Consider the following 22811-nt stretch of genomic DNA (forward strand, 5'->3'; position numbering starts at 1 on the left):
AATGATAATAATTCTCAATAATAGTTCTATCGAAACAACACAACGACTGAGTAATTATCATGAAAAAGACACTAACCTTTGCTGCATTACATTTTACTATCGCATTTAGTGTCGCTTACGTACTAACTGGCGACATCTTAATTGGTAGCTTAATCGCTATGATTGAGCCTTCTGTGAATACCGTCGCCTTCTATTTTCATGAAAAGGCGTGGGCTCAAGTTCCAGCGCTTAAAGCTCGTCAGTGGATGACAAAGTTAAAAACAGCAAGCTTCGCTACTATCCACTTTAGTGTTGCCTTTACCGTTGTCTACTTATTGACTGGCGATGCCTTTGTTGGTGGTGTGATGGCAACGTTAGAACCTGCTTTGAACACCGTGGCTTACTACTTCCATGAGAAAGTTTGGTTACGAAAAGCGGAAAGCCAAGCAGCACAACCACTGTTTTGTTTGCACCAACATGCTTAATCACAATATATTGGGTCACTGATGAGTAACCCATTTTATAGGCAGAACATGGAACAGATTGCTAACATCACCATTCGCTCAATTGAATTAGAAGATAATCCAAGCATTGCTAACGTAATTCGCCAAGTCTCTTATGAGAACGGGCTAACTGAAGATAAAGGTTATGGTGTGGCCGATCCCACCTTAGAAGACATGTTCAGTGTTTATAACAATGAAAGATCTCAGTATTGGGTGATTGAACTTGATGGAAAGGTTGTCGGTGGTGGTGGATTTGCACCACTAGCCGGTATGCCAGAAGTCTGCGAACTGCAAAAAATGTACTTCTTGCCAGAAACCAGAGGCAAAGGCTTAGCGAAGAAGTTGGTTAATATGTCGATGGAGAAAGCTAAGGAACTGGGTTATCAACATATGTATCTAGAAACGACCGAATGCCTTAATGCCGCCGTTAAACTTTACGAAAAATTGGGCTTTGAACACCTTGATTCAGCTTGGGGAGAAACAGGCCATGACGCTTGTGAGGTTGTCATGGCCAAAACGCTATAATGTGTTTTTGAAATAGGGTTAGCGTCGGCAGTTCATTAGATGACAAGCGAGTGAGCAAATTGATTCATTACGTAACGGGCTAATTGAATAACCGCTAGTTACGCAAAAAGTTACTCACGCAAGAGGCTGGATTCAAGGCTACGAAAGAACTCTCTTTTTGCCCATCGAGTTCCACTTCTAACTGATATAAATGCTTAGGGTTGGGCTTCTCAAGGTTAAATACCATTGGAGCCTCAACCTGAAACACAACACCCGTATGTTCTGCTCGCACATCAATCGGCATCACGAGAGTCATACCATTAAACTTGATTGATGCCGATATTAACCCCGGCTTTAGCGTTTGATAGATAACATCTACTTTAAACTCACACCCACCACCGTGATGCCAGATTTGCTCGGTGACAACTTGCTCAAGCTTGACGTTACGAACGAACTGAAGATATGGCGCTTGCCAGATTCCGATACGAGAATCTGATTTAGCGACGACCTGTGAAGAGATAGAGTCATCCATATCCTCTTCAAGCAACAGGCTCTCCTCTTCTTCAAGGAAAAGGATCTCAAAACGATTTCGACCAGGCTGCATATAAGGACGAATGTCCTTGCGATATTCGGCTTCGCTGCCATCACAGTCAAACACGGCAACGCCATTGAGTCGCACTTCTGCAAAGTAGTCAACGCCTGCGACGACTAGCTCAACAAATGGGCATGCCAACATGGCATCATCCACTTCGATGTCATGCATCAGGTGCCATTCTTGCTCTGCGATTTCCTCTTCACTCAAGCTATTAGGGAGCTTTGAGCTTAATGGAGCAGGAAAGGTAATGTCATCTTGTGGGATAGAGAGATCCGTCAGTGGCGAAATTTGCCAAAGACCATCGAGAGGTAGCCGCATGTCATTCCTTGAGCTAGATCAATTTTGACCGCATTATAATGAATGAATGCATATAAAGACATTTATTTTTCTGAGGACAAAAAAATGCCAGCTCAAGGCTGGCATTCTTTAAAACTGGGAGAGATTACTCTTCGTCTTCATCATCTTCAGAATCGTAGGGGTGTTCGTAGTAAGTGCCCCAACCGTCGTAGATAATGTCAAACTTCTCTGCAAGATTTACAAGCTTCTCAACTTGCTCATCAATCGCTTCTGCGTTCAGAGTACACTGCATCGTTGCATCACAACAAAGTAGCTTGTTGCCATCTTCGTCTTCTGTCTCTTCAGCTTCAAGCACTTCAAAGCCCATTTTGAATGCTTCAACAACGGCTTTCTCAAGTACTGCGAAATCTTCAGCGAATAGGTGATGCTCGATATCGTATAGAGCTTCAGGATCGCTACCATCTTCGATTAGTGCTTCAATGATGTCGCGAGTCTCTCCTTTTTGAAATTCAATTAATTCCGCTACTGATAGATATTCATCTTCGTGAGACATGTGTCTGCTCCAGAGTGTTGACTATGAAAAGATCAAATTTGATTGCCACGAAATATGGCACGGATCGCCTAGAAAAGCCACCTAGATCAGGTGTAGAAGAGTAAGTTTATCGCTAGATAACTGAAGGGATATCAATTAAAAAGTGAAATCAAAATCACAGAAACAAATTTTCAACATATTATTAACCATCGTGTATTTTAGCATTTCATTTTTATTGTTACTTTTAGCCTTACTCCTTCAAAATTGAGTGGTTAGTCATATCAGATGCATACTGCCGATCACTTCATCGATGCATAAAACCTCACTTATAAGTAAGTAACTGCATAAATTTTGAATGAAAAATCACGTTCACCAAGCAAAGTGGATTATCGAATTACTGAAATTGGAGCATAGATCCGCAAAAAGTTTGTTCCAGAACTCAGTCTTTTGGTTGGATTTTAATATCAAAAACCCCAAACAACTCAGCATTTAAAACCAAAAATATCAAAATAACATAACCTTTACACAAGTTTCAAAACTTGCATATTACGAACAAGCTTGTCATAAATAGACGCTGGATTAATAGTAAGGATGCAAAATGAGTAAGCTGTACGTTGGCTCCGAAGTCGGTCAATTAAGACGAGTTCTCCTAAATAGGCCTGAAAGGGCACTCACCCACCTCACCCCTTCTAACTGTCATGAGCTACTCTTTGATGATGTACTTGCAGTAGAAGCAGCAGGTGAAGAACACGATGCCTTTGCGACAACACTTCGTAACCAAGACGTTGAAGTGTTATTACTGCATGACCTACTGGTTGAGACACTCGCTGTAGCACAAGCTCGTGAGTGGCTGCTTAATACTCAAATCTCTGATTTCCGTTACGGCCCTACATTCGCACGTGATTTAAGAGAGTACCTTGCTCAAATGGACAATGAGCACTTGGCGACGATCCTACTTGGTGGTTTAGCCTATTCTGAGCTTCCTATTAAATCTTCTTCAATGCTACCGAAGATGCACCGCCCACTTGATTTCGTTATTGAGCCGCTACCTAACCATCTATTTACCCGCGATACTTCTTGCTGGGTTTATGGCGGTGTCTCTCTTAACCCTATGATGATGCCTGCTCGTCAACGAGAAACGAATCACTTGCGAGCAATATATCGCTGGCACCCTGTATTCGCGGGGCAAGATTTCATTAAGTACTTCGGTGATGAAGATCTTCATTACGACAACGCCAATATTGAAGGTGGTGATGTACTGGTAATCGGTAAAGGCGCTGTTCTTATCGGTATTTCAGAGCGTACCAAGCCACAAGGTGTCGAAAACCTAGCTGCGAGTTTATTCAAGTCCGGTCAAGCTAAAGAAGTGATTGCGATTGATTTACCGAAGCACCGCTCTTGTATGCACCTTGATACGGTCATGACGCACATGGATATCGACACATTCTCTGTCTATCCAGAGATCGTTCGCAAAGATTTAGACACCTGGCGCTTAACGCCAAAAGAAAATGGCGAAATGCGAGTAGAGAAAGCTGAAAACTACCTAACAGCGATTGAAGGCGCACTGGATCTCGATCAACTGAAGATCATCACAACTGGTGGTGATAACTACGAAGCTGAACGTGAACAGTGGAATGACGCTAACAACGTACTGACGGTGAAACCGGGTACGGTTATCGGTTATGAGCGTAATGTTTACACCAATGAGAAATACGACAAAGCAGGCATCGAAGTTCTGACAATTCCAGGCAATGAACTGGGTCGCGGTCGTGGTGGCGCTCGTTGCATGAGCTGTCCTATAGAAAGAGACGGTATTTAACTCAAGTAGTTCAGTAAAGCGAACACATAACTTATCTAGGCCAGTACCATTGTACTGGCCTTTTTTATCAAATTAATAAAATAACCATTCACAAATATAGCATTTTTATGTTTAACTAAGTTCTTCATTGATTCTATATACCCAAGGAGCGAGAGATGGCATTTAATCTTCGCAATCGTAACTTTCTAAAACTTCTCGACTTTACTCCTAAAGAGATTCAGTTTTTACTCGACCTGTCTGCTTACCTTAAAAAGGCTAAGTATGCAGGTACAGAGCAAAAAAAGCTTAACGGTAAAAACATCGCTTTGATCTTTGAAAAAGCATCAACTCGAACTCGATGTGCCTTTGAGGTAGCTGCTTTTGATCAAGGAGCTCAAGTCTCTTATTTAGGCCCTTCTGGTTCTCAGATTGGTCAAAAAGAATCAATGAAAGATACCGCGCGTGTATTAGGTCGTATGTACGATGGTATTGAATATCGTGGTTTTGGCCAGAGTATTGTCGAAGATCTTGGCGCTTATGCTGGCGTTCCAGTGTGGAATGGCCTTACTGATGAGTTCCATCCAACTCAGATCTTGGCTGATTTGCTCACTATGCTTGAGCATGGTCGCGGTAAACATCTGCATCAAATCAGTTTTGCTTACCTAGGCGATGCACGCAACAACATGGGTAATTCTCTGTTAGTCGGTGCCGCGAAGATGGGTATGGATATTCGCCTTGTTGCACCTAAAGCTTTCTGGCCAGAAGAACAGCTTGTCGAAGAATGCCAAGCAATTGCGCAAAATACAGGTGCACAAATAACGCTGACTGAAGACGTTGCCGAAGGCGTAAAAGGTTGTGATTTCCTTTACACCGATGTTTGGGTTTCTATGGGTGAAGCACCTGAAGCTTGGGACGAACGCGTGGCTGTGATGACACCTTACCAAGTGAATATGGATGTCATAAAGCTCACAGGTAACCCTCAAGTGAAGTTCATGCATTGCCTGCCAGCTTTCCACAACAATGAAACCGTGATCGGCCAGCAAGTCGCAGACAAATATGGAATGAACGGTTTGGAAGTAACAGACGAAGTATTTGAGTCCGACTACTCAATTGTGTTTGATGAAGCAGAGAATCGCATGCACACCATCAAAGCAGTAATGGTCGCGACACTTGGCCAATAGAGAATAATGAAAGTAAACAAAGCTTGATGTAATCGCTTGCGCTCACAAATTGAAAGCGTATAATTCTCGGCAATTTGTCTGAGAGTAGTGAAAATGACGCCAAGCAATGTTGTGATAAAACATAATGATATTGTGAAAACACATAATAAAATTGTGAAGACACCAAATATTGCTCGCAAGCTAGCATGCTTGCCAGGCCGTCTATTCTGCTTTTCAGCACTTTTTTAAAGCCTCCCATTATGGGGGGCTTTTTTATGGCCAATACATTATTGTGGGGAAGAAGATCATGGCGAATTCGCTCTATCAAAAGCACATCATCTCAATTCCAGAGCTTTCTCGTGAAGAGCTAGAATTAATTGTTCAAACGGCAGGTCAACTTAAAGCTGAACCAAACCCAGAACTCATCAAGAACAAAGTTGTTGCAAGCTGCTTCTTCGAACCTTCAACGCGAACTCGTCTCTCTTTTGAAACGGCTATTCAGCGCATCGGTGGTGATGTGATTGGTTTCGATAGCGGTGGTAACACGTCACTGGCGAAGAAAGGCGAAACGCTGGCAGACTCAGTACAGGTTATCTCTTCATACGTTGATGCTTACGTAATGCGCCACCCCCAAGAAGGCGCAGCGCGTCTGGCTTCTGAGTTCTCTAACGGTGTACCTGTGATTAACGCGGGCGACGGCGCAAACCAACACCCAACACAAACGCTATTAGACCTGTTCTCTATCGCCGAAACTCAAGGCCGCCTCGACAACCTTAACGTTGCATTCGTTGGTGATCTTAAGTACGGCCGTACGGTTCACTCACTAACTCAAGCACTAGCGAAGTTCGACAACATCTGTTTCTACTTCGTTGCTCCAGAAGCACTGGCGATGCCTGACTACATTTGTGAAGAGCTTGATGAAGCGGGTATTAAGTACCAACTGCTGACAGACATGGAAGATGTGATTCCAGAGTTGGATGTTCTGTACATGACTCGAGTTCAAAAAGAACGTTTTGATGAATCGGAATACGCGCACATCAAATCAGCGTACATCCTGACGGCTCCGATGTTGGAAAATGCACGTGATAACCTAAAGGTTCTTCACCCTCTTCCTCGTGTTGATGAAATTACGATTGATGTCGATAAAACGCCTTACGCTTACTACTTCCAGCAAGCTGAGAACGGTGTTTACGCACGTGAAGCATTGTTAGCCCTTGTTCTTAACGAAACGCTGTAGAGGAGAGATATCATGTCTAAAGAGACTCAATTAAAAGTTGAAGCAATCAAGAACGGAACGGTTATCGACCATATCCCAGCCAACATCGGGATCAAGGTACTCAAACTGTTCGACATGCATAACTCTAATCAGCGAGTAACGATTGGCCTAAACCTGCCATCCTCTGCTCTAGGCGGTAAAGACCTGCTCAAGATAGAGAATGTGTTTATCACTGAAGAACAGGCGAGCAAGTTAGCACTTTACGCGCCTCACGCGACCGTAAACCAAATCGAAGATTACGAAGTAGTTAAGAAGCTACCACTAGAACTTCCTGAGCAAATCAACGATGTGTTCGAGTGTCCAAACACCAACTGTATTACTCACAATGAACCCGTTGAAAGCAGCTTTAAGATCTTTGAAAAGAAAGAAGATATTCGATTGAAGTGTAAATACTGCGAAAAAGTCTTCTCTCGTGAGATCGTAACAGAAAGATAACGTCATACGGCAACGCCGATCGAACGCAAAAACTATTCAATACCTCGCCTGTGCGGGGTATTTTGCTCTTTACCTATCCTAAGTTTGAAGGCACACTGAAAATTGATTTTTATCCAATAACTGATGGAATAACCAATGACTAAAGTACTTCACACAGAATCTGCTCCAGCTGCAATCGGCCCATACGTACAAGGTGTTGACCTTGGCAATATGGTTCTGACTTCTGGTCAAATCCCAGTAAACCCAGCAACTGGTGAAGTATCTGCTGATATCGCAGTGCAAGCTCGCCAATCTCTAGACAACGTTCAAGCGGTTGTTGAAGCTTCTGGCCTGACTGTAAAAGACATCGTAAAACTAACGGTATTCGTTAAAGACCTAAACGACTTCGGTACAGTAAATGAAGTTTACGGTAAATTCTTTGATGAGCACGGTGTTGCAAACTACCCTGCACGTTCATGTGTTGAAGTAGCGCGTCTGCCAAAAGATGTAGGTATCGAGATCGAAGCTATTGCGGTTCGCAAATAGGTTTTAATATCTAGAATAAACGGTTTCTAGTAAACAAATTGGCATAAAGCTGAGCGTTTATCAGATACAAAAAAAGGTTGCCCACTTGGCAACCTTTTTTATTGTTCATCGTTTCGCTTAGATGATTACTTCTTATTAAGCTCAACCACTTCTTTGTCTAACTCTTCAAGCTTCGCAGCCATCTGCTCACGAGCTAGGTTAGCCAGTTGACGAACATTAGACTTATCGTAATCTTCAGTGCTGATTGGTGGCAGCATTTCAACAATCACATGACCATTGTTCCAACGGTTCAGCTTCACGCCACCTGTTGAGCTACACACGATAGGGATAATAGGTAAGCCAGCGCCAATCGCAGCATGGAAAGCACCCGTTTTGAATGGCAACAAACCACGACCACGAGAACGAGTCCCCTCAGGGAACATCCATACTGAAACATCACTCTCTTTAAGGCTAGTAACCACTTGATCGATAGTACCTACCGCTTTGCTGCGGTTAGCTCGGTCAATTAGAATATTACCCGTCAACCAGTACAGCTGACCAAATAGAGGCATCCACACTAGGCTTTTCTTACCAACCGTCACAACTTTTGGCGTTACTGCTGATGAAATCGTAAATAGATCCCAGCTGTTTTGGTGGTTTGCAACGTAAACGTGTTGGCCACGAGAGTAAGCATCTTCTGGGATACGAAGCTCTAACTTCATGCCAAAGATTTTCGACATGCGACCGAAATAGCGGCCAAAGGTAAATACGTGTTTCGGGTTGCGTGGGCTGAGTAAACAGTAACCACACCCAAATACAAACATAAGAATCGCAAATATCGCCACTGCGAAAATACGTAATATTGCTATCATTTTGTTCCTCACAACCGCCAAGTTGATTCATCTATTTGCACAAAATAGGCAGCAGATTCACTGGCGGTAAATACAACTATAAAAAAGCCGAAACCAAGGTTCCGACTTTTATGTTTTCATCTTACTGATTCATGAACTCACTAACCTAAGTTAGTTCGACTCGCTAAACCGTGTAATGTTTGCGCCTAAGGCTGACAATTTATCTTCAATCTTATCGTAGCCACGATCGATGTGATAAATACGGTCAACAATGGTTTCACCTTGAGCAATACAGCCAGCAATAACAAGACTCGCAGATGCGCGAAGGTCCGTTGCCATTACTTGAGCGCCGCTCAATTTTTTGGTTTCACCACAAATAGCCGTGTTGCCTTCGATCTCGGCTTTTGCTCCCATTCGCTGTAGTTCAGGAATGTGCATAAAGCGGTTTTCAAAGATAGTCTCAGTGATAACACCACTGCCCTTCGCCATCATGTTAAGCAGGGTAAACTGTGCTTGCATATCGGTTGGGAAGCCTGGGTGAGGTGCCGTTACGATTTTCACCGCTTTCAACTCACGATCAGTCATATCAAGGCTGATCCAACCTTCGCCCGTTTCAACCTTCGCTCCCGCTTCTTCAAGCTTCGCTAATGCAGCTTCAAGAAGATGAGCGTTGGTGTTGCGACAAACCACTTTACCGCCAGAAACCGCAGCAGCAACAAGGAAGGTACCCGTTTCAATACGGTCTGCAACCACAGAGTGTTGGCCACCACCAAGACGTTCAACGCCTTCGATAGTAATAGTATCTGTACCTGCGCCAGAAATTTTAGCACCTAGTTTGTTTAGGAAATCAGCCGTATCAACAATCTCAGGCTCACGCGCTGAGTTATCTAACACAGTTGTACCTTCCGCTAGCGTTGCTGCACACATGATAGTAATGGTGGCACCCACACTTACTTTATCCATCACGATGTGCGCGCCTTTCAAACGGCCGTCAACACTTGCTTTTACATAACCATCTTCCAACTTAATAGTCGCACCTAGTTGCTCTAGGCCATGGATATGTAAATCAACAGGTCGAGCACCAATTGCACAACCGCCCGGAAGTGACACTTGGCCTTCACCAAAACGAGCGACTAAAGGACCTAAAGCCCAGATAGAAGCGCGCATTGTTTTTACTAAATCGTAAGGTGCACAAAATTCATTAATTTCGCTGCCATCAACATGAACACTACCGTTGCGTGATACTTTTGCGCCTAAACGCTTAAGCAATTCCATCGTAGTATCGATGTCACGTAGGTGAGGAACATTACTCACTTCAACCGGCTCTTCAGCTAGAATTGAAGCAAATAGGATTGGTAGGGCTGCATTTTTTGCGCCTGAGATCGTCACTTCACCGCTTAGCGGCTTATCCGATCCAATAACTCGAAACTTTTCCATCATAAACCTTAAAGTGACATCAGTTTCTTATCACGTTCCCACTCTTCAGGCGTGAAAGCCTTAATAGAAAGAGCATGGATATCATTGCGTTGAATGTATTCCATTAGTGGGCCGTAGATTAGTTGCTGCTTCTTAACTCGATTCATGCCGTCAAAACATGGATCAACCGCAACAACTTCGTAATGACTGCCTTCACCCTTCACGATAATTTCCTGAAGGTTCAGAGCCTCTGCTAATAATTCTTGTACTTTTGTGCTGTCCACAAATAGCTCCTGCCTAATTTTTTATGTGTTCTGCCATCATTGGCTGGATATTGCTCAATTGGAACAACGTTCGTAATTGTTCTGGCACGAAACTGAGCATTATATGACAGTTTTGATTTTTTGCATGCTCTAATAAGTGAATTAGCATCACCATTCCTGCTGAATCGACTCGATTTATATGGCTAAGGTCAATTTCAACGCTCGATTCTGTCGTTTGCCACTTTTCCAATATACGCCAGATTGCAGGTACACTATCTCGATCTATATCACCAAGAAGTTGATATTCTTTAGAGCTTAGCGCTTGCCATTGAGAATGGCTCATTATTTATTACTCTCAAAACGAATCGGTTGAGAAGCCAGTTTCTCGAGTTCGTCAGCTACTTGTAAGATGCCTTCTTGACGAATCTTAGTGTTCCACTCAGACTTCTTACTTGATAGCAGGCTTATACCTTCGGCAACCATGTCAAATGCCTTCCACTCACCTGACTTCTTATCTTTGCGCAGTTTAAACTCAAGGTTAATGTTTGGTCGAGGCGTATCAATGATATCAACCTTAATACTGGTAATACGGCTATCTGTTTTAATTGTTGGTTCTGGACCAAATTTAATCGTCTGATCTGTATATTGAGTTAACACTTGAGCATAAGAAGAAACGAGATATTTACGAAATGCATCAATAAATACGCGCACGTCTCCTCTGTCAGCACCTTTCAAGTTCGGCCCTAGCAACTTCAGCGCCGCATATTGAGCATTCACATAAGGCATCAACTCTTCTTCCACGATGACCTTCAGTAACTCAGGATCTTGTTGGATATTCTCTTGCTCGTTCTTCAAACGGGCGAAAGCCTCTTCTGCAACTTGAGTCATCATCTGATAAGGCTGAGTTCGGTCAATCGGTTTTGCCGAAAAAGCTGGAGTCGACATCAGCAAAGCGACAGCTGTCAGAAGCAGTCTTTTCAATAAGTAATTAGTCTTTAACATGAGCCTACTCCTTAGCTTCGCTATTATCAGAGCCACCGACGCTATACAGCACTTGGCCAATCAAATCTTCTAATACTAATGCCGACTTGGTGTCTTCGATAGAATCACCATCAACCAACATCTCTTCATCTTCAAAGATGAAGCCTGGAACTAAGCTGATGTACTGCTCACCGATCAAGCCCGACGTTAAGATTTGAGCACTAGAGGTATCAGGAAATTGTGAGTACTTCGCATCAATAGACAGTTCAACCACAGGAAGGTAGCTCTCAGTATCAAGTTCAATACTTTGAACTCGACCAACAACGACGCCCCCCACCTTTACTGGTGAGCGAACCTTTAGGCTGCCAATCTTGTCAAAGGTCGCTTTTAAGTTGTAAGTATGGTTTGAACCGAGACCTTTTACGTCAGCGACTTGAAAGATCATGATTAAGATTGCGCAAATTCCGGCAATAACAAAGGTGCCGACCCATAATTCTAATTTTCGAGTTTGTTGCATGATTAATTCCCAAACATCAATGCGGTAAGAACAAAATCTAGCCCTAATACCGCTAGAGAAGAGTGTACTACTGTGCGTGTGGTTGCCTGACTAATACCTTCGGATGTCGGTACTGCATCATAACCATTAAAAAGTGCGATCCAAGTTACGGTGATAGCGAAGACCATGCATTTGATCATACTGTTACCAATATCACGGCCAAGCTCAACGGAAGACTGCATCGCAGACCAGAAACTGCCGTGGTCAATACCTTTCCAATCCACACCGACTAACTGAGCACCCCAAATCCCGACCGCCATAAAAATCATAGCGAGCAGTGGCATAGAAATAAGGCCGGCCCAGAGACGTGGCGCAATAATGCGTTTAAGAGGATCAACCGCCATCATCTCAAGGCTAGAGATCTGTTCAGTAGCTTTCATTAAGCCGATCTCAGCCGTTAATGCTGAACCCGCACGACCAGCAAACAGAAGTGCTGTCACCACAGGGCCCAATTCCCGTAACAACGAGAGCGCGACCATTTGCCCAAGGTTACCCTCTGCGCCATAGTCGATTAATACGACATAGCCCTGCAGACTGAGTACCATGCCAATAAACAAGCCTGAAACTAAAATGATAGCCAATGACTGAACGCCAACGCTATAAAATTGTTTAACTAATAGAGGGAAGTTTTTTAGTTTCGGGATGCCAAACAAAGCCCCAAATAGCATTAGGCTTGCTCGACCAAATGACTCACAGATCGCAAGTGCGCGCTTACCGACACCCGCAATAGTTTTAGCAATCATATTCAAACAAATCCTTTTCTAAGCTATTTGCAGGAAACCTAAATGGCACAGGGCCATCCGATTCACCTTGCAAAAATTGCTGCACTCTTGGATCGCTGTTGTTGTACAACTCATCAGGAGAACCTGCAGCAATAATTTTCCCATCAGCCATCAAATAAACCCAATCAGCAATGCTCATCACCTCAGGGACATCATGAGAAACGATAATAGAGGTTAAACCCAAGGCTTGATTGAGGTTACGAATCAACTCAACCAAAACACCCATGGTGATTGGATCTTGGCCAACAAAAGGCTCATCATACATAATAAGTTCTGGGTCCAATGCGATCGCACGGGCCAACGCCGCTCGTCTCGCCATACCACCAGACAACTCACTCGGCATTAATTGCGCCGCGCCTCGCAACCCTACCGCCTCAAGCTTAAGCAATACAATGGTACGAATGAATTTTTCGTTAAGTTCAGTGTGCTCTCGCAAAGGAAACGCCACATTATCAAAGACATTCAGATCCGTGAAAAGTGCCCCCGATTGGAAAAGCATGCTCATTTTCTTACGTGCTTGATATAGCTTTCGACGTGGCAATGCAGGGATGTTGTCGCCATCAAACCAAATTTCACCTTCATCTGGTGGTAATTGTCCACCAATCAGACGTAATAAGGTTGTTTTACCGATCCCTGACGGCCCCATGATCGCGGTTATTTTTCCTTGAGGAACTTCTAAACTGATGTCATCAAAGATAATTCGTTCACCGCGTGAGAAGCTGAGATTCTTAACTTTCACAAGCTCAGTGTTCAACATACTTTTGTTGTTTCCTTGCTTTAAAAACGCCAATTATGGCTGCAATAGTAATGAGTCTACTTTAGAATTAAAAGCGCTGTTCAATTAATTATTAAAAACAGAAAACAAAGGCAGGGATTTGAAAGCATTGAGAAATTCATTCCTCATCAACATTTCTTTACCACTAACTAGCAATTAATTTGTCGAGTGACTTCCCTTTTATCTAGCAACAAGTCAAAATTAGCGGTTAATTCTCCGTTTTTTATTAATTTTTAGGAATCATCATGCTTGAAGCGATTGCGTTTCTTATTATCGGTCTAGGTTTTTTGGTGTGGAGTGCAGATAAGCTGGTCTACGGTGCCGCTGCTCTTGCTCGCAACTTCGGTATTTCACCACTAGTTATCGGTATGACAATCTTAGCAATGGGATCTTCAGCTCCTGAAATGATGGTTTCTGCTACAGCAGCCCTTGATGGTAAAACAGATACGGCGGTAGGTAATGTATTAGGCTCAAACATCGCTAACATCGCGCTGATTTTAGGTATTACAGCCCTTATCAAGCCATTATCGATTAGCTCTGGTGTGATTCGTCGTGAACTACCTTTAATGATAGGTGTCACTCTATTAGCGGGCGCACTGCTTTGGGATAATCACTTAGGTTTCTATGAAGGTGTGTTGTTGTTTGTTCTTTTTGCCGCTTTCTTATTTGCGATGCTGCAAATCAGCCGTAGTGAGAAAAAGAACGGTGATGCCTTTCTTGACGAACAAGAATCTGAAGTTCCTGAAGGCGTGAGCAACCCCAAAGCCGCAATGTGGGTGGTGGTTGGCCTGATTATTCTACCTCTAGCGGCCAACATGTTGGTTGACAACGCGGTTGTAATCGCGAAGTTCTTTGGTATGAGCGACCTTGTGATTGGTTTAACCATTATTGCCGTTGGCACAAGTTTACCTGAACTTGCAGCATCACTAGCTGGTGTTATGAAAGGTGAAGATGATATGGCTGTGGGTAATATCATTGGCTCAAACGTATTCAACATCCTTGCCGTGATGGGTATCCCAGGCATCCTAAACCCTTCCATCTTGAGCGAGTTTGCAATGGGTCGTGACTTCTGGGTGATGCTAGGCGTATCACTACTCCTTGTTATCATGGCACTAGGAAAATCTCGTAGCGTGAATCGTATCGAAGGCGGCGTGTTAATCGTGACGTTTGTGGCGTATCAAAGTTACCTACTAATGAACATGTCAGCTTAATTGTTGATTTAACTTCCCGTACTTGGAGTATTTGATGTCTCAGCCATTTGATTATTGCAGCGTTGCAAAACAAGTTTTGGAAACTGAAGTTGCAGGTCTCACGCAATTAGACCAATATTTTAATGATGATTTTAGCAAAGCTTGCGACCTAATCCTGAACAACAAAGGCAAAGTCGTAGTGATGGGCATGGGCAAATCAGGCCACATTGGTAACAAAATAGCAGCTACACTGGCAAGCACTGGTACATCGGCTTTCTTTGTACACCCAGGTGAAGCAGCGCATGGTGATTTGGGAATGATCGAACCTGGCGATATTGTGATAGCAATATCCAACTCAGGTGAATCAGGAGAAATCCTCAGCCTATTCCCAGTATTAAAGCGTTTAAACATTAAGATTATCAGCATGACTGGCAAGCCGGCATCAAACATGGCGACCTTATCTGATATTCATTTACAGATTTCAGTACCCGAAGAAGCGTGTCCCCTAGGTTTAGCACCAACAACCAGTACTACCGCTACTTTGGTTATGGGTGATGCATTAGCCGTTGCACTTTTACAGGCAAGAGGTTTTACCGCTCAAGATTTTGCACTGTCTCATCCTGGTGGTGCTTTGGGCCGTCAACTGCTGTTGAAACTAGACGACATCATGCACACCGGTGATTCACTCCCAATTGTTGCTCCGGATGCACTAGTTCGAGATGCCCTGTTAGAGATATCTCAAAAAGGCTTGGGTATGACGGCAATCGTCGGTGAAGATGGCCAAATGAAGGGCATTTTTACCGATGGTGATTTACGCCGTATCTTAGATAAACGTATTGATATTCATAGCACGCAGATCGGCGATGTAATGACACTGAACCCAACGGTAGCAGAACCAAACATGCTCGCAGTTGAGGGCTTAAATTTGATGCAAGCTAAGAGCATCAATGGCTTGATGTTGTGTGATAGTGGCAAATTAGTAGGCGCTTTAAATATGCATGACTTACTGAAAGCAGGAGTAATGTAATGTCACAAACAGTCGAAACTCTATACGGCACGGTAGATTCAGAAGTGTTTGCCGTAGCAAAAGAGATCAAATTGCTTATTTGCGATGTCGATGGCGTGTTCTCAGATGGTCGCATCTACATGGGTAACAATGGTGAAGAGCTAAAAACTTTCCATACGCGCGACGGTTACGGCATTAAATCGTTGATGAACGCGGGCGTTGAAATCGCAATCATCACTGGCCGTAAATCTCAAATTGTTGAGAATCGAATGACCGCTCTCGGTATTAAGCTAATTTATCAAGGTCAGGATGATAAAGTTAAAGCCTATCAAGACATTTGCGATAAACTTTCAGTTAATCCTGAAAACACAGGTTATATCGGAGACGATTTAATCGACTGGCCTGTAATGGAAAAGGTTGGCTTGAAGGTATGTGTGGCAGACGGTCACCCATTGCTTGCACAAAGAGCCAACTACGTAACAACCATTAACGGCGGTTACGGTGCAGTACGTGAAGTCTGCGACCTTATTTTACAAGCAAGAAACGAACTCGACGTGCACAAAGGTTTAAGCATATGAGTTTTAATCGTATTATCTACTTAATACTCATCTTTATTGCCTCTTGGTCGGCCTATTACTTGTACGACAAAGAGCAAACTTCGACGATACAAGTAGATCCAAACTTGGAACTGCCTGCATTTAGTGGCAAGAATCTTGATAATATTAGTTATGGCGAAAGCGGTATTCGTAGCTATCAGGTTGAATCGACCTATCTAGAGCATTACTCGGTCGTTGGCGATACGCACTTTCAAGACCCTGTTCTTTCAGTATTCCGTGAAGGGCATACGATAGAATGGCGAGTGACCGCTGATCGCGCAATTATGGATGAAAATCAAGTCATCACTTTTTATGACAATGTTGTGGCGAAAAACCTGTTGCCAGATGCTAGCTTCGATACAATGACCACAGATAAAATGGTTGTTGAACTGACTAGCCGAGATTTTTATTCAGACACTCCGGTCCATATGATCGGTACATTTTTTGAAAATGAGGGGCAAGCAATGAAAGGGAACTTCGGTACCAACAATGCGACCCTCTTTAATTCTGTTCAGGGTAGATATGAAACTCTCACACCTTAGTTTATTGGCTTTGACCCTTGCGGCGTCTAATGTCTATGCTCTATCTTCGGATAGCGAGCAGCCTGTCTATATTGATTCAGACAGTCAGCAATTAGATATGAAAAGCAATCAAGTAACCTTTCTTGGCGATGTGAACCTTAAACAAGGTAGCATCAATATCAATGCCGATAAGGTCATTGTTACACGTAATGCCGTCAACGGTGAAATTGAAGAAATACAAGGTTTCGGAAAGCCCGCAACCTTTTCTCAACTTACTGACGACGGGAAAACACTCTATGGTGAAGCTGACGATTTACATTACCAGCTGATTGCCGATAGATTGATCATGACTAAGAACGCGATGCTATCTCAAGATGGCAGTATCATTCGTGGCTCTAAGATTACCTATCAGATCACCTCTCAAAAGTTGGTTGCCGATAGTGATAGCAGTGAGCGTGTATCAACGGTTTTACAACCAGCGGAAGTGAATAAGTAATCATGGCAGTCCTTACAGCAAAGAACCTAGCGAAGACCTACGGAAAACGTAAAGTTGTAACAGACGTAAGCTTACAAGTAGAGTCAGGTCAGATCGTAGGGCTACTTGGCCCAAACGGTGCAGGTAAAACCACCTCTTTCTATATGATAGTGGGTCTGGTTGCGCGAGATGAAGGTACTATCAGCATTGACGACCGAGACATCAGTATCTTACCAATGCACAGTCGCTCTCGTCTTGGTATCGGTTACCTTCCTCAAGAAGCATCCATTTTTCGTAAATTGTCAGTTGAAGACAACATCATGGCTGTTTTACAAACGCGTGATGAGATGACTAACGCGCAACGTCAAGATAAGCTGGAAGATCTTCTCGAAGAGTTTCACATCCAACATATTCGAGCGAGTAATGGTATGGCATTGTCTGGTGGTGAGCGTCGCCGTGTTGAGATTGCTCGCGCACTAGCAGCAAACCCTCAATTCATTCTCCTGGACGAACCTTTTGCCGGTGTTGACCCTATATCGGTTATCGATATCAAAAAAATCATTGTTCACTTACGTGATCGCGGCTTAGGCGTTTTGATTACCGACCACAACGTTCGTGAAACATTAGACGTGTGTGAAAAAGCTTACATCGTAAGTCAAGGGCATCTAATAGCTGAGGGAACTCCTGAAGATGTTCTCAATAACGAACAAGTTAAACAAGTTTATCTAGGCGAACAATTCCGTCTATGATTAGATAGAGAGTATCGAGAGTTCTTAGAATAATAACTAGGTAAGTAACACTGAATGAAACCCTCATTACAACTTAAGCTAGGCCAACAGTTAGCAATGACTCCTCAATTGCAACAAGCGATTCGTTTGTTGCAATTGTCTACTTTGGATTTGCAACAAGAGATTCAAGAAGCACTTGAATCGAACCCACTACTCGATGTCGAAGATGGCAATGAAGATACGCCAACATCGGAAGAAAAACCTAGCAGTGACGAGAAAGAAACAGTTGAAACAGTAGAACAAGACTTACCTGACAGCTCCGATTTGATCGAAAAATCAGAGATCGGCAACGAACTAGAAATCGATACAACTTGGGAAGACGTTTACAGCGCAAACACAGGTAACACTGGCATTGCGATTGATGACGACATGCCCGTTTATCAAGGCGAAACCACACAAAGTCTATACGATTACCTGCTCTGGCAACTCGATTTAACACCATTCACTGAAACTGACCGCAGCATAGCTTTTGCGCTAATTGATGCTATCGATGACCGCGGTTACCTTACCGTATCTTGTGAAGACATCCTTGAGAACTTCGACAACGAAGAGATCGAGCTTGATGAAATTGAAGCCGTTCGTAAACGAATTCAGCAGTTTGATCCGCTAGGTGTCGGTTCTGTGAATCTGCAAGATTGCTTGTTACTACAATTGGCGACCTTCCCACAAGATACCCCTTGGCTTAACGAAGCTAAGTTAGTACTTACTAGCCATATCGACCAACTCGGCAATCGCGATTACAAACTGGTTATCAAAGAGACCAAGTTGAAAGAAGCGGAACTACGCGAAGTTTTGCAATTAATCCAACAGCTGGACCCTCGCCCTGGCAGTAAGATCACGCCAGACGAAACCGAGTATGTGGTTCCTGACGTATCCGTCTTCAAAGAGCTTGGGAAATGGTTGGTCACCATCAATCCAGATAGCGTGCCAAAACTAAAAGTGAATCAACAATATGCGGCCCTTAGTAGCAAAGGCAGTAGCGCTGACAACCAATTTATCCGCTCAAATTTGCAAGAAGCAAAATGGCTAATTAAAAGCCTAGAGAGCCGAAATGAAACGCTACTAAAAGTCGCTCGGTGTATTGTTGAACATCAACGCGGTTTCTTCGAACATGGCGCAGAAGCCATGAAGCCGATGGTATTGAATGATGTGGCTTTAGCTGTTGATATGCACGAATCCACGATCTCTCGTGTGACGACTCAAAAATTCATGCACACACCGCGTGGCATCTTCGAACTCAAGTACTTTTTCTCAAGCCATGTCAGCACTGACAATGGCGGTGAATGTTCATCTACAGCAATTCGCGCACTCATTAAGAAGCTTGTCGCAGCGGAAAATACCGCAAAGCCTCTAAGTGATAGTAAGATTGCTGCTTTACTGGCTGACCAAGGAATTCAGGTAGCTAGACGTACCATAGCGAAATACCGTGAATCTCTGGGCATTGCCCCATCGAGTCAGCGTAAACGCCTGCTATAAACTAAAGTAGTTAGCTCTTTATTCATTAACAATTGATTAGTTAACTATTAATTTAGTTGTAACCTGGCAACCAACTGAAAAGGAAAGTCTATGCAAATCAATATTCAAGGCCATCACGTTGATCTTACCGATTCAATGCAAGACTATGTTCACACCAAATTCGACAAACTTGAGCGCTTCTTTGATCATATCAATAGTGTTCAAGTTGTTTTAAAAGTTGAGAAAATCAATCAAATCGCAGAAGCTACCCTGCATATAAATCAAGGGGAAATTCATGCGACAGCAACAGATGAAAGCATGTATGCCGCGATTGATTCATTGGTTGATAAACTTGTTCGCCAACTCAACAAGCACAAAGAAAAACTAAGTAGTCACTAACATGCAATTAAGCGAAGTACTTTCATTGGACTGCACTAAAAGTGCAGTCCAATGCACAAGCAAAAAAAGAGCCCTTGAGCTGATCAGTCAAATCGCAGCAGAAAGCTGCGGTCAAGATTCAACAGAACTGTTTGAGTGCATGCTGAGCCGTGAAAAAATGGGCAGTACAGGTATCGGTAACGGTATCGCGATTCCCCATGCACGCATGAATGTCAGTGATAAAGCGATTGCTGTATTAATACAATGCCAAGACCCAATCGAATTTGATGCTATCGATAACCGCCCAGTTGATCTACTGTTTGCTCTACTTGTTCCTAGTGAACAATGTAAAGAGCATCTGAAAACCCTTTCTTGTATGGCAGAGCGACTTAACGACAAGCAGACTCTTAAACAGTTGCGTAATGCTCAAAGCGATCAAGAGCTTTACGACATCATGATTCAAGTGCCAACTTGCGAGTAATAACATGCGATTAATCGTTGTTAGTGGCCAGTCAGGAGCTGGGAAAAGTGTTGCGCTACGAGTTCTTGAAGACTTGGGGTATTACTGTGTTGATAACCTACCAGTAAACCTGCTCAACGACTTCGTCGAATCGGTACGCGAGATCAATCAAAACGTCGCTGTTAGCATTGATATTCGTAACCTACCAAAAGAGCCTCAGTTAGTTACAGAAACGCTAGACCAGCTAGAAGCCGCCACAGATATAGACCTAAACGTCTTATTTCTAGATGCGAGTAAACAGACGCTACTCAAGCGCTACAGCGAAACACGCAGAATTCATCCTTTATCGATCGGCCAAGAAAAACTTTCTCTTGAACAAGCTATTGATTTAGAAAAAACACTTCTGACTCCTCTTGTAGAACAAGCCAGCATTGTGATTGATAGCAGTGACTGTAACCTCTACGAATTGAGTGAACAGGTTCGTTTCAAAGTTGAGGGCAAAGAAAAACAAGAACTCATTATCGTTTTTCAGTCTTTCGGCTTTAAGTTCGGCCTACCAAGTGATGCCGATTATGTGTTTGATGTTCGATTTCTGCCAAACCCTCACTGGGAACCGGCACTACGACCATTGACGGGACTTGATGCTCCAATTCACTCTTTCCTAGAGAAACACGCTGAAGTTCTTGAGCTCAAGCAACAAATTCAAGGCTTTGTTGAGCAGTGGTTACCCATGTTAGAGAAGAATAATCGCAGTTACCTAACGGTCGCGATTGGTTGCACTGGCGGCAAACACCGCTCAGTTTATCTAACTCAGAAAATTGGTGAATACTTCGAACAACTCGGTCATCAAGTTCAAATCAGACATGCCTCCCTAGAGAAGCACCAACAGGGCTAACCATGGAATTAACTCGAACTGTACTGATCCAAAATCGCTTGGGTCTTCACGCTAGAGCAGCCGTAAAATTGGTTGAGCTTGCCCAAAGTTTTGATGCAACTATCACTATCCATAGCGAAGAAGATAAAATCGCAACTGCAGACAGTGTGATGGGTTTGCTTATGCTGGAATCAGCGCAAGGGCAACACATCACGATCCAAGCTACAGGCACCGATTCACAACAAGCACTTGATGCTGTTTGCCACCTCATTGAAGACAAGTTTGATGAGGGTGAGTAGCGAAAACGAGTCACTCACAACACTGAAGACTCAAACTTCGAACCAACCAGTATTAAATCTTAGTTCTAGCTAAGTTTATGATTTAAATAAGCCCCAGAATTAAGTTACTATTCCAAGCATTGTTAGAATAATGAAATAGGAGGAAAATATGGCAGAGCAATTAGAATTCGACCAAGCTCACCAAACCCTCCAAGAAGTCAGCGAAGCCCTAGAAAACGGCCGATTTGTTCACGTACGTCGACAACTTCAGGACATGGAACCTGAAGATATTGCACACCTTTTAGAAGCCTCCCCTCGCAAAAGTCGTGACGTACTCTGGCAACTCACCGATCCAGAAGACTACGGTGAAATTCTTGATGAACTAAACGAAGACGTCAAAGATGCGCTTGTGTCGAAAATGGCACCAGAAACCTTGGCAGAAGCAACAGAAGGTATGGAAACCGATGACGTCGCGTACGTACTTCGAAGCCTACCCGACGATGTTTCTCGCGAAGTCCTTTCTCAAATGGACTCCGTCGATCGTGCATTAGTAGAAACCGCCCTTTCGTACCCAGAAGATTCAGCGGGTGCGATCATGAATACCGACGTAATCACGATTCGTGGCGACGTCGATGTCGACGTTGTATTGCGCTATATGCGTATGCGTGGCGAATTGCCCGACGCAACCGATGCTCTGTATGTTATTGATGAAGAAGAACGTCTGATCGGTAACCTATCGCTTACCACACTAGTAACAACTCAGCCCGATGTTCCGGTTTCCGAAGTGATGGAAGATGCTGACGAAGCGATCGCGGTTGAAACCAGTGCTTCCGATATTGCCAGTCTGTTCGAACGTCGTAATTGGGTTTCTGCACCCGTTGTTGATAGTAACCAGCATCTTGTTGGTCGAATCACTATCGATGACGTGGTTGATGTTATCCGTGAAGACGCCGAGCACTCAATGATGAGCATGGCGGGTATGGACGATGACGAAGATACCTTCGCTCCAGTCGTAAAATCTGCTCGTCGTCGTAGTGTCTGGTTGGGTGCTAACGTACTCGCAGCACTTGCAGCTGCATCTGTATCCAATATGTTTGAAGCAACACTCGACCAAATGGCAGCAATTGCGGTTCTAATGACTATCGTACCTTCAATGGGCGGGGTTGCTGGTAACCAAACCGTTGCGCTTGTGATTCGTGGTTTAGCTCTCGGTCATATCGGTGACAGTAACAAACGCGAACTACTACTCAAAGAGGCGGCCATCGGCTTCCTAAACGGCGTGTTATGGGCTGTTATCATTGGCGGTATAGTGGTTGCTTGGAAAGGTAACTGGATACTGGGAGGCATCATCTCAGCTGCAATGATGACCAACTTGATTGTCGCTGGTATCGCCGGTGTAACCATCCCAGTAATGCTGAAAAAGATGAATATCGATCCAGCACTTGCGGGCGGTATGGCTCTGACCACAGTAACCGATGTTATTGGCCTATCGGTGTTCTTAGGCTTAGCAACCATACTGATCTAGTTATCATGAGTAGCTAGCGAATTTTTGGCGAAATACAGAAAACAAAAAGGGAGCCATC

29 protein-coding genes are annotated in these 22811 nt (G+C 43.6%); 19 read left to right on the top strand and 10 right to left on the bottom strand.

Annotated features, from left to right (window positions below):
- Positions 1 to 59: 59 nt before the first annotated feature.
- Both ACED28_RS11420 and ACED28_RS11425 read left to right on the top strand, forming a co-directional pair.
- A complete protein-coding gene (locus ACED28_RS11420; RefSeq protein WP_371709898.1) occupies positions 60 to 464 on the top strand; it encodes a DUF2061 domain-containing protein in 405 nt (134 codons plus the stop codon).
- Between the two features lie 48 nt (positions 465 to 512).
- A complete protein-coding gene (locus tag ACED28_RS11425) occupies positions 513 to 1007 on the top strand; it encodes a GNAT family N-acetyltransferase (RefSeq protein ID WP_102280901.1) in 495 nt (164 codons plus the stop codon).
- Between the two features lie 94 nt (positions 1008 to 1101).
- Here ACED28_RS11425 and ACED28_RS11430 read toward each other — a convergent pair whose 3' ends face one another.
- Positions 1102 to 1899, bottom strand: coding sequence for a hypothetical protein (locus ACED28_RS11430; RefSeq protein WP_102545690.1), 798 nt, complete (start codon positions 1897 to 1899; stop codon positions 1102 to 1104).
- Positions 1900 to 2023: 124 nt separating this feature from the next.
- Positions 2024 to 2431, bottom strand: a complete 408-nt coding sequence (rraB, locus tag ACED28_RS11435; protein ID WP_371709899.1) for a ribonuclease E inhibitor RraB — start codon at positions 2429 to 2431, stop codon at positions 2024 to 2026.
- A gap of 577 nt (positions 2432 to 3008) precedes the next feature.
- On the opposite strand from rraB, the gene arcA reads away from it, so the two are divergent.
- The 5 genes from arcA to ACED28_RS11460 all read left to right on the top strand — a co-directional run bounded on the left by arcA (position 3009) and on the right by ACED28_RS11460 (position 7604).
- The gene (arcA, locus tag ACED28_RS11440; RefSeq protein ID WP_009847726.1) at positions 3009 to 4229 is read left to right on the top strand and encodes an arginine deiminase; all 1221 of its coding nucleotides are present in this window, start codon (positions 3009 to 3011) and stop codon (positions 4227 to 4229) included.
- Between the two features lie 155 nt (positions 4230 to 4384).
- Positions 4385 to 5389 carry an ornithine carbamoyltransferase gene (locus ACED28_RS11445; protein WP_371709900.1) on the top strand — a complete coding sequence of 335 codons (1005 nt, stop codon included), beginning with the start codon at positions 4385 to 4387 and terminating at the stop codon, positions 5387 to 5389.
- 286 nt (positions 5390 to 5675) lie between these two features.
- A complete protein-coding gene (pyrB, locus tag ACED28_RS11450; protein ID WP_009847728.1) occupies positions 5676 to 6605 on the top strand; it encodes an aspartate carbamoyltransferase in 930 nt (309 codons plus the stop codon).
- A 12-nt stretch (positions 6606 to 6617) separates the two neighbouring features.
- On the top strand, positions 6618 to 7079 hold the full coding sequence (gene pyrI, locus ACED28_RS11455) for an aspartate carbamoyltransferase regulatory subunit (protein ID WP_004735320.1): 462 nt from the start codon (positions 6618 to 6620) through the stop codon (positions 7077 to 7079).
- 135 nt (positions 7080 to 7214) lie between these two features.
- Entirely contained in the window at positions 7215 to 7604 is a 390-nt protein-coding gene (locus ACED28_RS11460) for a RidA family protein (protein ID WP_009847729.1), read from the top strand.
- A gap of 125 nt (positions 7605 to 7729) precedes the next feature.
- Here ACED28_RS11460 and ACED28_RS11465 read toward each other — a convergent pair whose 3' ends face one another.
- The 8 genes from ACED28_RS11465 to mlaF all read right to left on the bottom strand — a co-directional run bounded on the left by ACED28_RS11465 (position 7730) and on the right by mlaF (position 13189).
- Positions 7730 to 8455, bottom strand: coding sequence for a 1-acylglycerol-3-phosphate O-acyltransferase (locus ACED28_RS11465; RefSeq protein WP_048659263.1), 726 nt, complete (start codon positions 8453 to 8455; stop codon positions 7730 to 7732).
- Between the two features lie 150 nt (positions 8456 to 8605).
- On the bottom strand, positions 8606 to 9871 hold the full coding sequence (gene murA / locus ACED28_RS11470; RefSeq protein WP_371709901.1) for a UDP-N-acetylglucosamine 1-carboxyvinyltransferase: 1266 nt from the start codon (positions 9869 to 9871) through the stop codon (positions 8606 to 8608).
- An 8-nt stretch (positions 9872 to 9879) separates the two neighbouring features.
- Entirely contained in the window at positions 9880 to 10134 is a 255-nt protein-coding gene (gene ibaG / locus ACED28_RS11475; protein ID WP_004738686.1) for a BolA family iron metabolism protein IbaG, read from the bottom strand.
- A 13-nt stretch (positions 10135 to 10147) separates the two neighbouring features.
- A complete protein-coding gene (locus ACED28_RS11480) occupies positions 10148 to 10456 on the bottom strand; it encodes a lipid asymmetry maintenance protein MlaB (protein ID WP_004735315.1) in 309 nt (102 codons plus the stop codon).
- The gene (locus ACED28_RS11485; protein ID WP_050546670.1) at positions 10456 to 11115 is read right to left on the bottom strand and encodes a phospholipid-binding protein MlaC; all 660 of its coding nucleotides are present in this window, start codon (positions 11113 to 11115) and stop codon (positions 10456 to 10458) included. Before ACED28_RS11485 ends, ACED28_RS11480 begins: the two co-directional genes overlap by 1 nt.
- Before the next feature lie 4 nt (positions 11116 to 11119).
- Entirely contained in the window at positions 11120 to 11611 is a 492-nt protein-coding gene (mlaD, locus tag ACED28_RS11490; protein ID WP_371709902.1) for an outer membrane lipid asymmetry maintenance protein MlaD, read from the bottom strand.
- A 2-nt stretch (positions 11612 to 11613) separates the two neighbouring features.
- Positions 11614 to 12393 carry a lipid asymmetry maintenance ABC transporter permease subunit MlaE gene (gene mlaE, locus ACED28_RS11495; RefSeq protein ID WP_009847733.1) on the bottom strand — a complete coding sequence of 260 codons (780 nt, stop codon included), beginning with the start codon at positions 12391 to 12393 and terminating at the stop codon, positions 11614 to 11616.
- On the bottom strand, positions 12383 to 13189 hold the full coding sequence (gene mlaF, locus ACED28_RS11500) for a phospholipid ABC transporter ATP-binding protein MlaF (RefSeq protein ID WP_371709903.1): 807 nt from the start codon (positions 13187 to 13189) through the stop codon (positions 12383 to 12385). Before mlaF ends, mlaE begins: the two co-directional genes overlap by 11 nt.
- Positions 13190 to 13452: 263 nt before the next feature.
- Between mlaF and ACED28_RS11505 the strand changes: the two genes are divergently transcribed.
- The 12 genes from ACED28_RS11505 to mgtE all read left to right on the top strand — a co-directional run bounded on the left by ACED28_RS11505 (position 13453) and on the right by mgtE (position 22753).
- Positions 13453 to 14418: a calcium/sodium antiporter gene (locus ACED28_RS11505; protein WP_009847735.1), complete on the top strand. Its 966-nt coding sequence runs from the start codon at positions 13453 to 13455 to the stop codon at positions 14416 to 14418.
- Between the two features lie 34 nt (positions 14419 to 14452).
- A complete protein-coding gene (gene kdsD / locus ACED28_RS11510) occupies positions 14453 to 15424 on the top strand; it encodes an arabinose-5-phosphate isomerase KdsD (RefSeq protein ID WP_012604867.1) in 972 nt (323 codons plus the stop codon).
- Positions 15424 to 15981: a 3-deoxy-manno-octulosonate-8-phosphatase KdsC gene (gene kdsC / locus ACED28_RS11515; protein ID WP_371695534.1), complete on the top strand. Its 558-nt coding sequence runs from the start codon at positions 15424 to 15426 to the stop codon at positions 15979 to 15981. Before kdsD ends, kdsC begins: the two co-directional genes overlap by 1 nt.
- Complete coding sequence (lptC, locus tag ACED28_RS11520) at positions 15978 to 16541, top strand: LPS export ABC transporter periplasmic protein LptC (protein WP_371695533.1); 564 nt, start codon at positions 15978 to 15980, stop codon at positions 16539 to 16541. The genes kdsC and lptC overlap by 4 nt, the downstream gene beginning before the upstream one ends.
- Positions 16522 to 17016: a lipopolysaccharide transport periplasmic protein LptA gene (gene lptA, locus ACED28_RS11525; protein WP_009847739.1), complete on the top strand. Its 495-nt coding sequence runs from the start codon at positions 16522 to 16524 to the stop codon at positions 17014 to 17016. The genes lptC and lptA overlap by 20 nt, the downstream gene beginning before the upstream one ends.
- Positions 17017 to 17018: 2 nt before the next feature.
- Positions 17019 to 17744, top strand: a complete 726-nt coding sequence (gene lptB / locus ACED28_RS11530; RefSeq protein ID WP_009847740.1) for an LPS export ABC transporter ATP-binding protein — start codon at positions 17019 to 17021, stop codon at positions 17742 to 17744.
- Positions 17745 to 17798: 54 nt separating this feature from the next.
- The gene (locus ACED28_RS11535; RefSeq protein ID WP_009847741.1) at positions 17799 to 19259 is read left to right on the top strand and encodes an RNA polymerase factor sigma-54; all 1461 of its coding nucleotides are present in this window, start codon (positions 17799 to 17801) and stop codon (positions 19257 to 19259) included.
- A gap of 90 nt (positions 19260 to 19349) precedes the next feature.
- On the top strand, positions 19350 to 19637 hold the full coding sequence (gene hpf / locus ACED28_RS11540; RefSeq protein WP_009847742.1) for a ribosome hibernation promoting factor: 288 nt from the start codon (positions 19350 to 19352) through the stop codon (positions 19635 to 19637).
- A gap of 1 nt (position 19638) precedes the next feature.
- The gene (gene ptsN, locus ACED28_RS11545) at positions 19639 to 20097 is read left to right on the top strand and encodes a PTS IIA-like nitrogen regulatory protein PtsN (RefSeq protein WP_009847743.1); all 459 of its coding nucleotides are present in this window, start codon (positions 19639 to 19641) and stop codon (positions 20095 to 20097) included.
- Between the two features lie 4 nt (positions 20098 to 20101).
- Positions 20102 to 20971, top strand: a complete 870-nt coding sequence (gene rapZ, locus ACED28_RS11550; RefSeq protein ID WP_017097544.1) for an RNase adapter RapZ — start codon at positions 20102 to 20104, stop codon at positions 20969 to 20971.
- Positions 20972 to 20973: 2 nt separating this feature from the next.
- Positions 20974 to 21249: an HPr family phosphocarrier protein gene (locus ACED28_RS11555; RefSeq protein WP_009847745.1), complete on the top strand. Its 276-nt coding sequence runs from the start codon at positions 20974 to 20976 to the stop codon at positions 21247 to 21249.
- A gap of 148 nt (positions 21250 to 21397) precedes the next feature.
- Positions 21398 to 22753, top strand: a complete 1356-nt coding sequence (gene mgtE, locus ACED28_RS11560; RefSeq protein WP_012604872.1) for a magnesium transporter — start codon at positions 21398 to 21400, stop codon at positions 22751 to 22753.
- The last annotated feature ends 58 nt before the right edge of the window (positions 22754 to 22811 follow it).

The organism is Vibrio sp. 1F253, from assembly GCF_041439295.1.
In the GTDB taxonomy this organism is placed as follows: Bacteria; Pseudomonadota; Gammaproteobacteria; order Enterobacterales; family Vibrionaceae; genus Vibrio; species Vibrio tasmaniensis_A.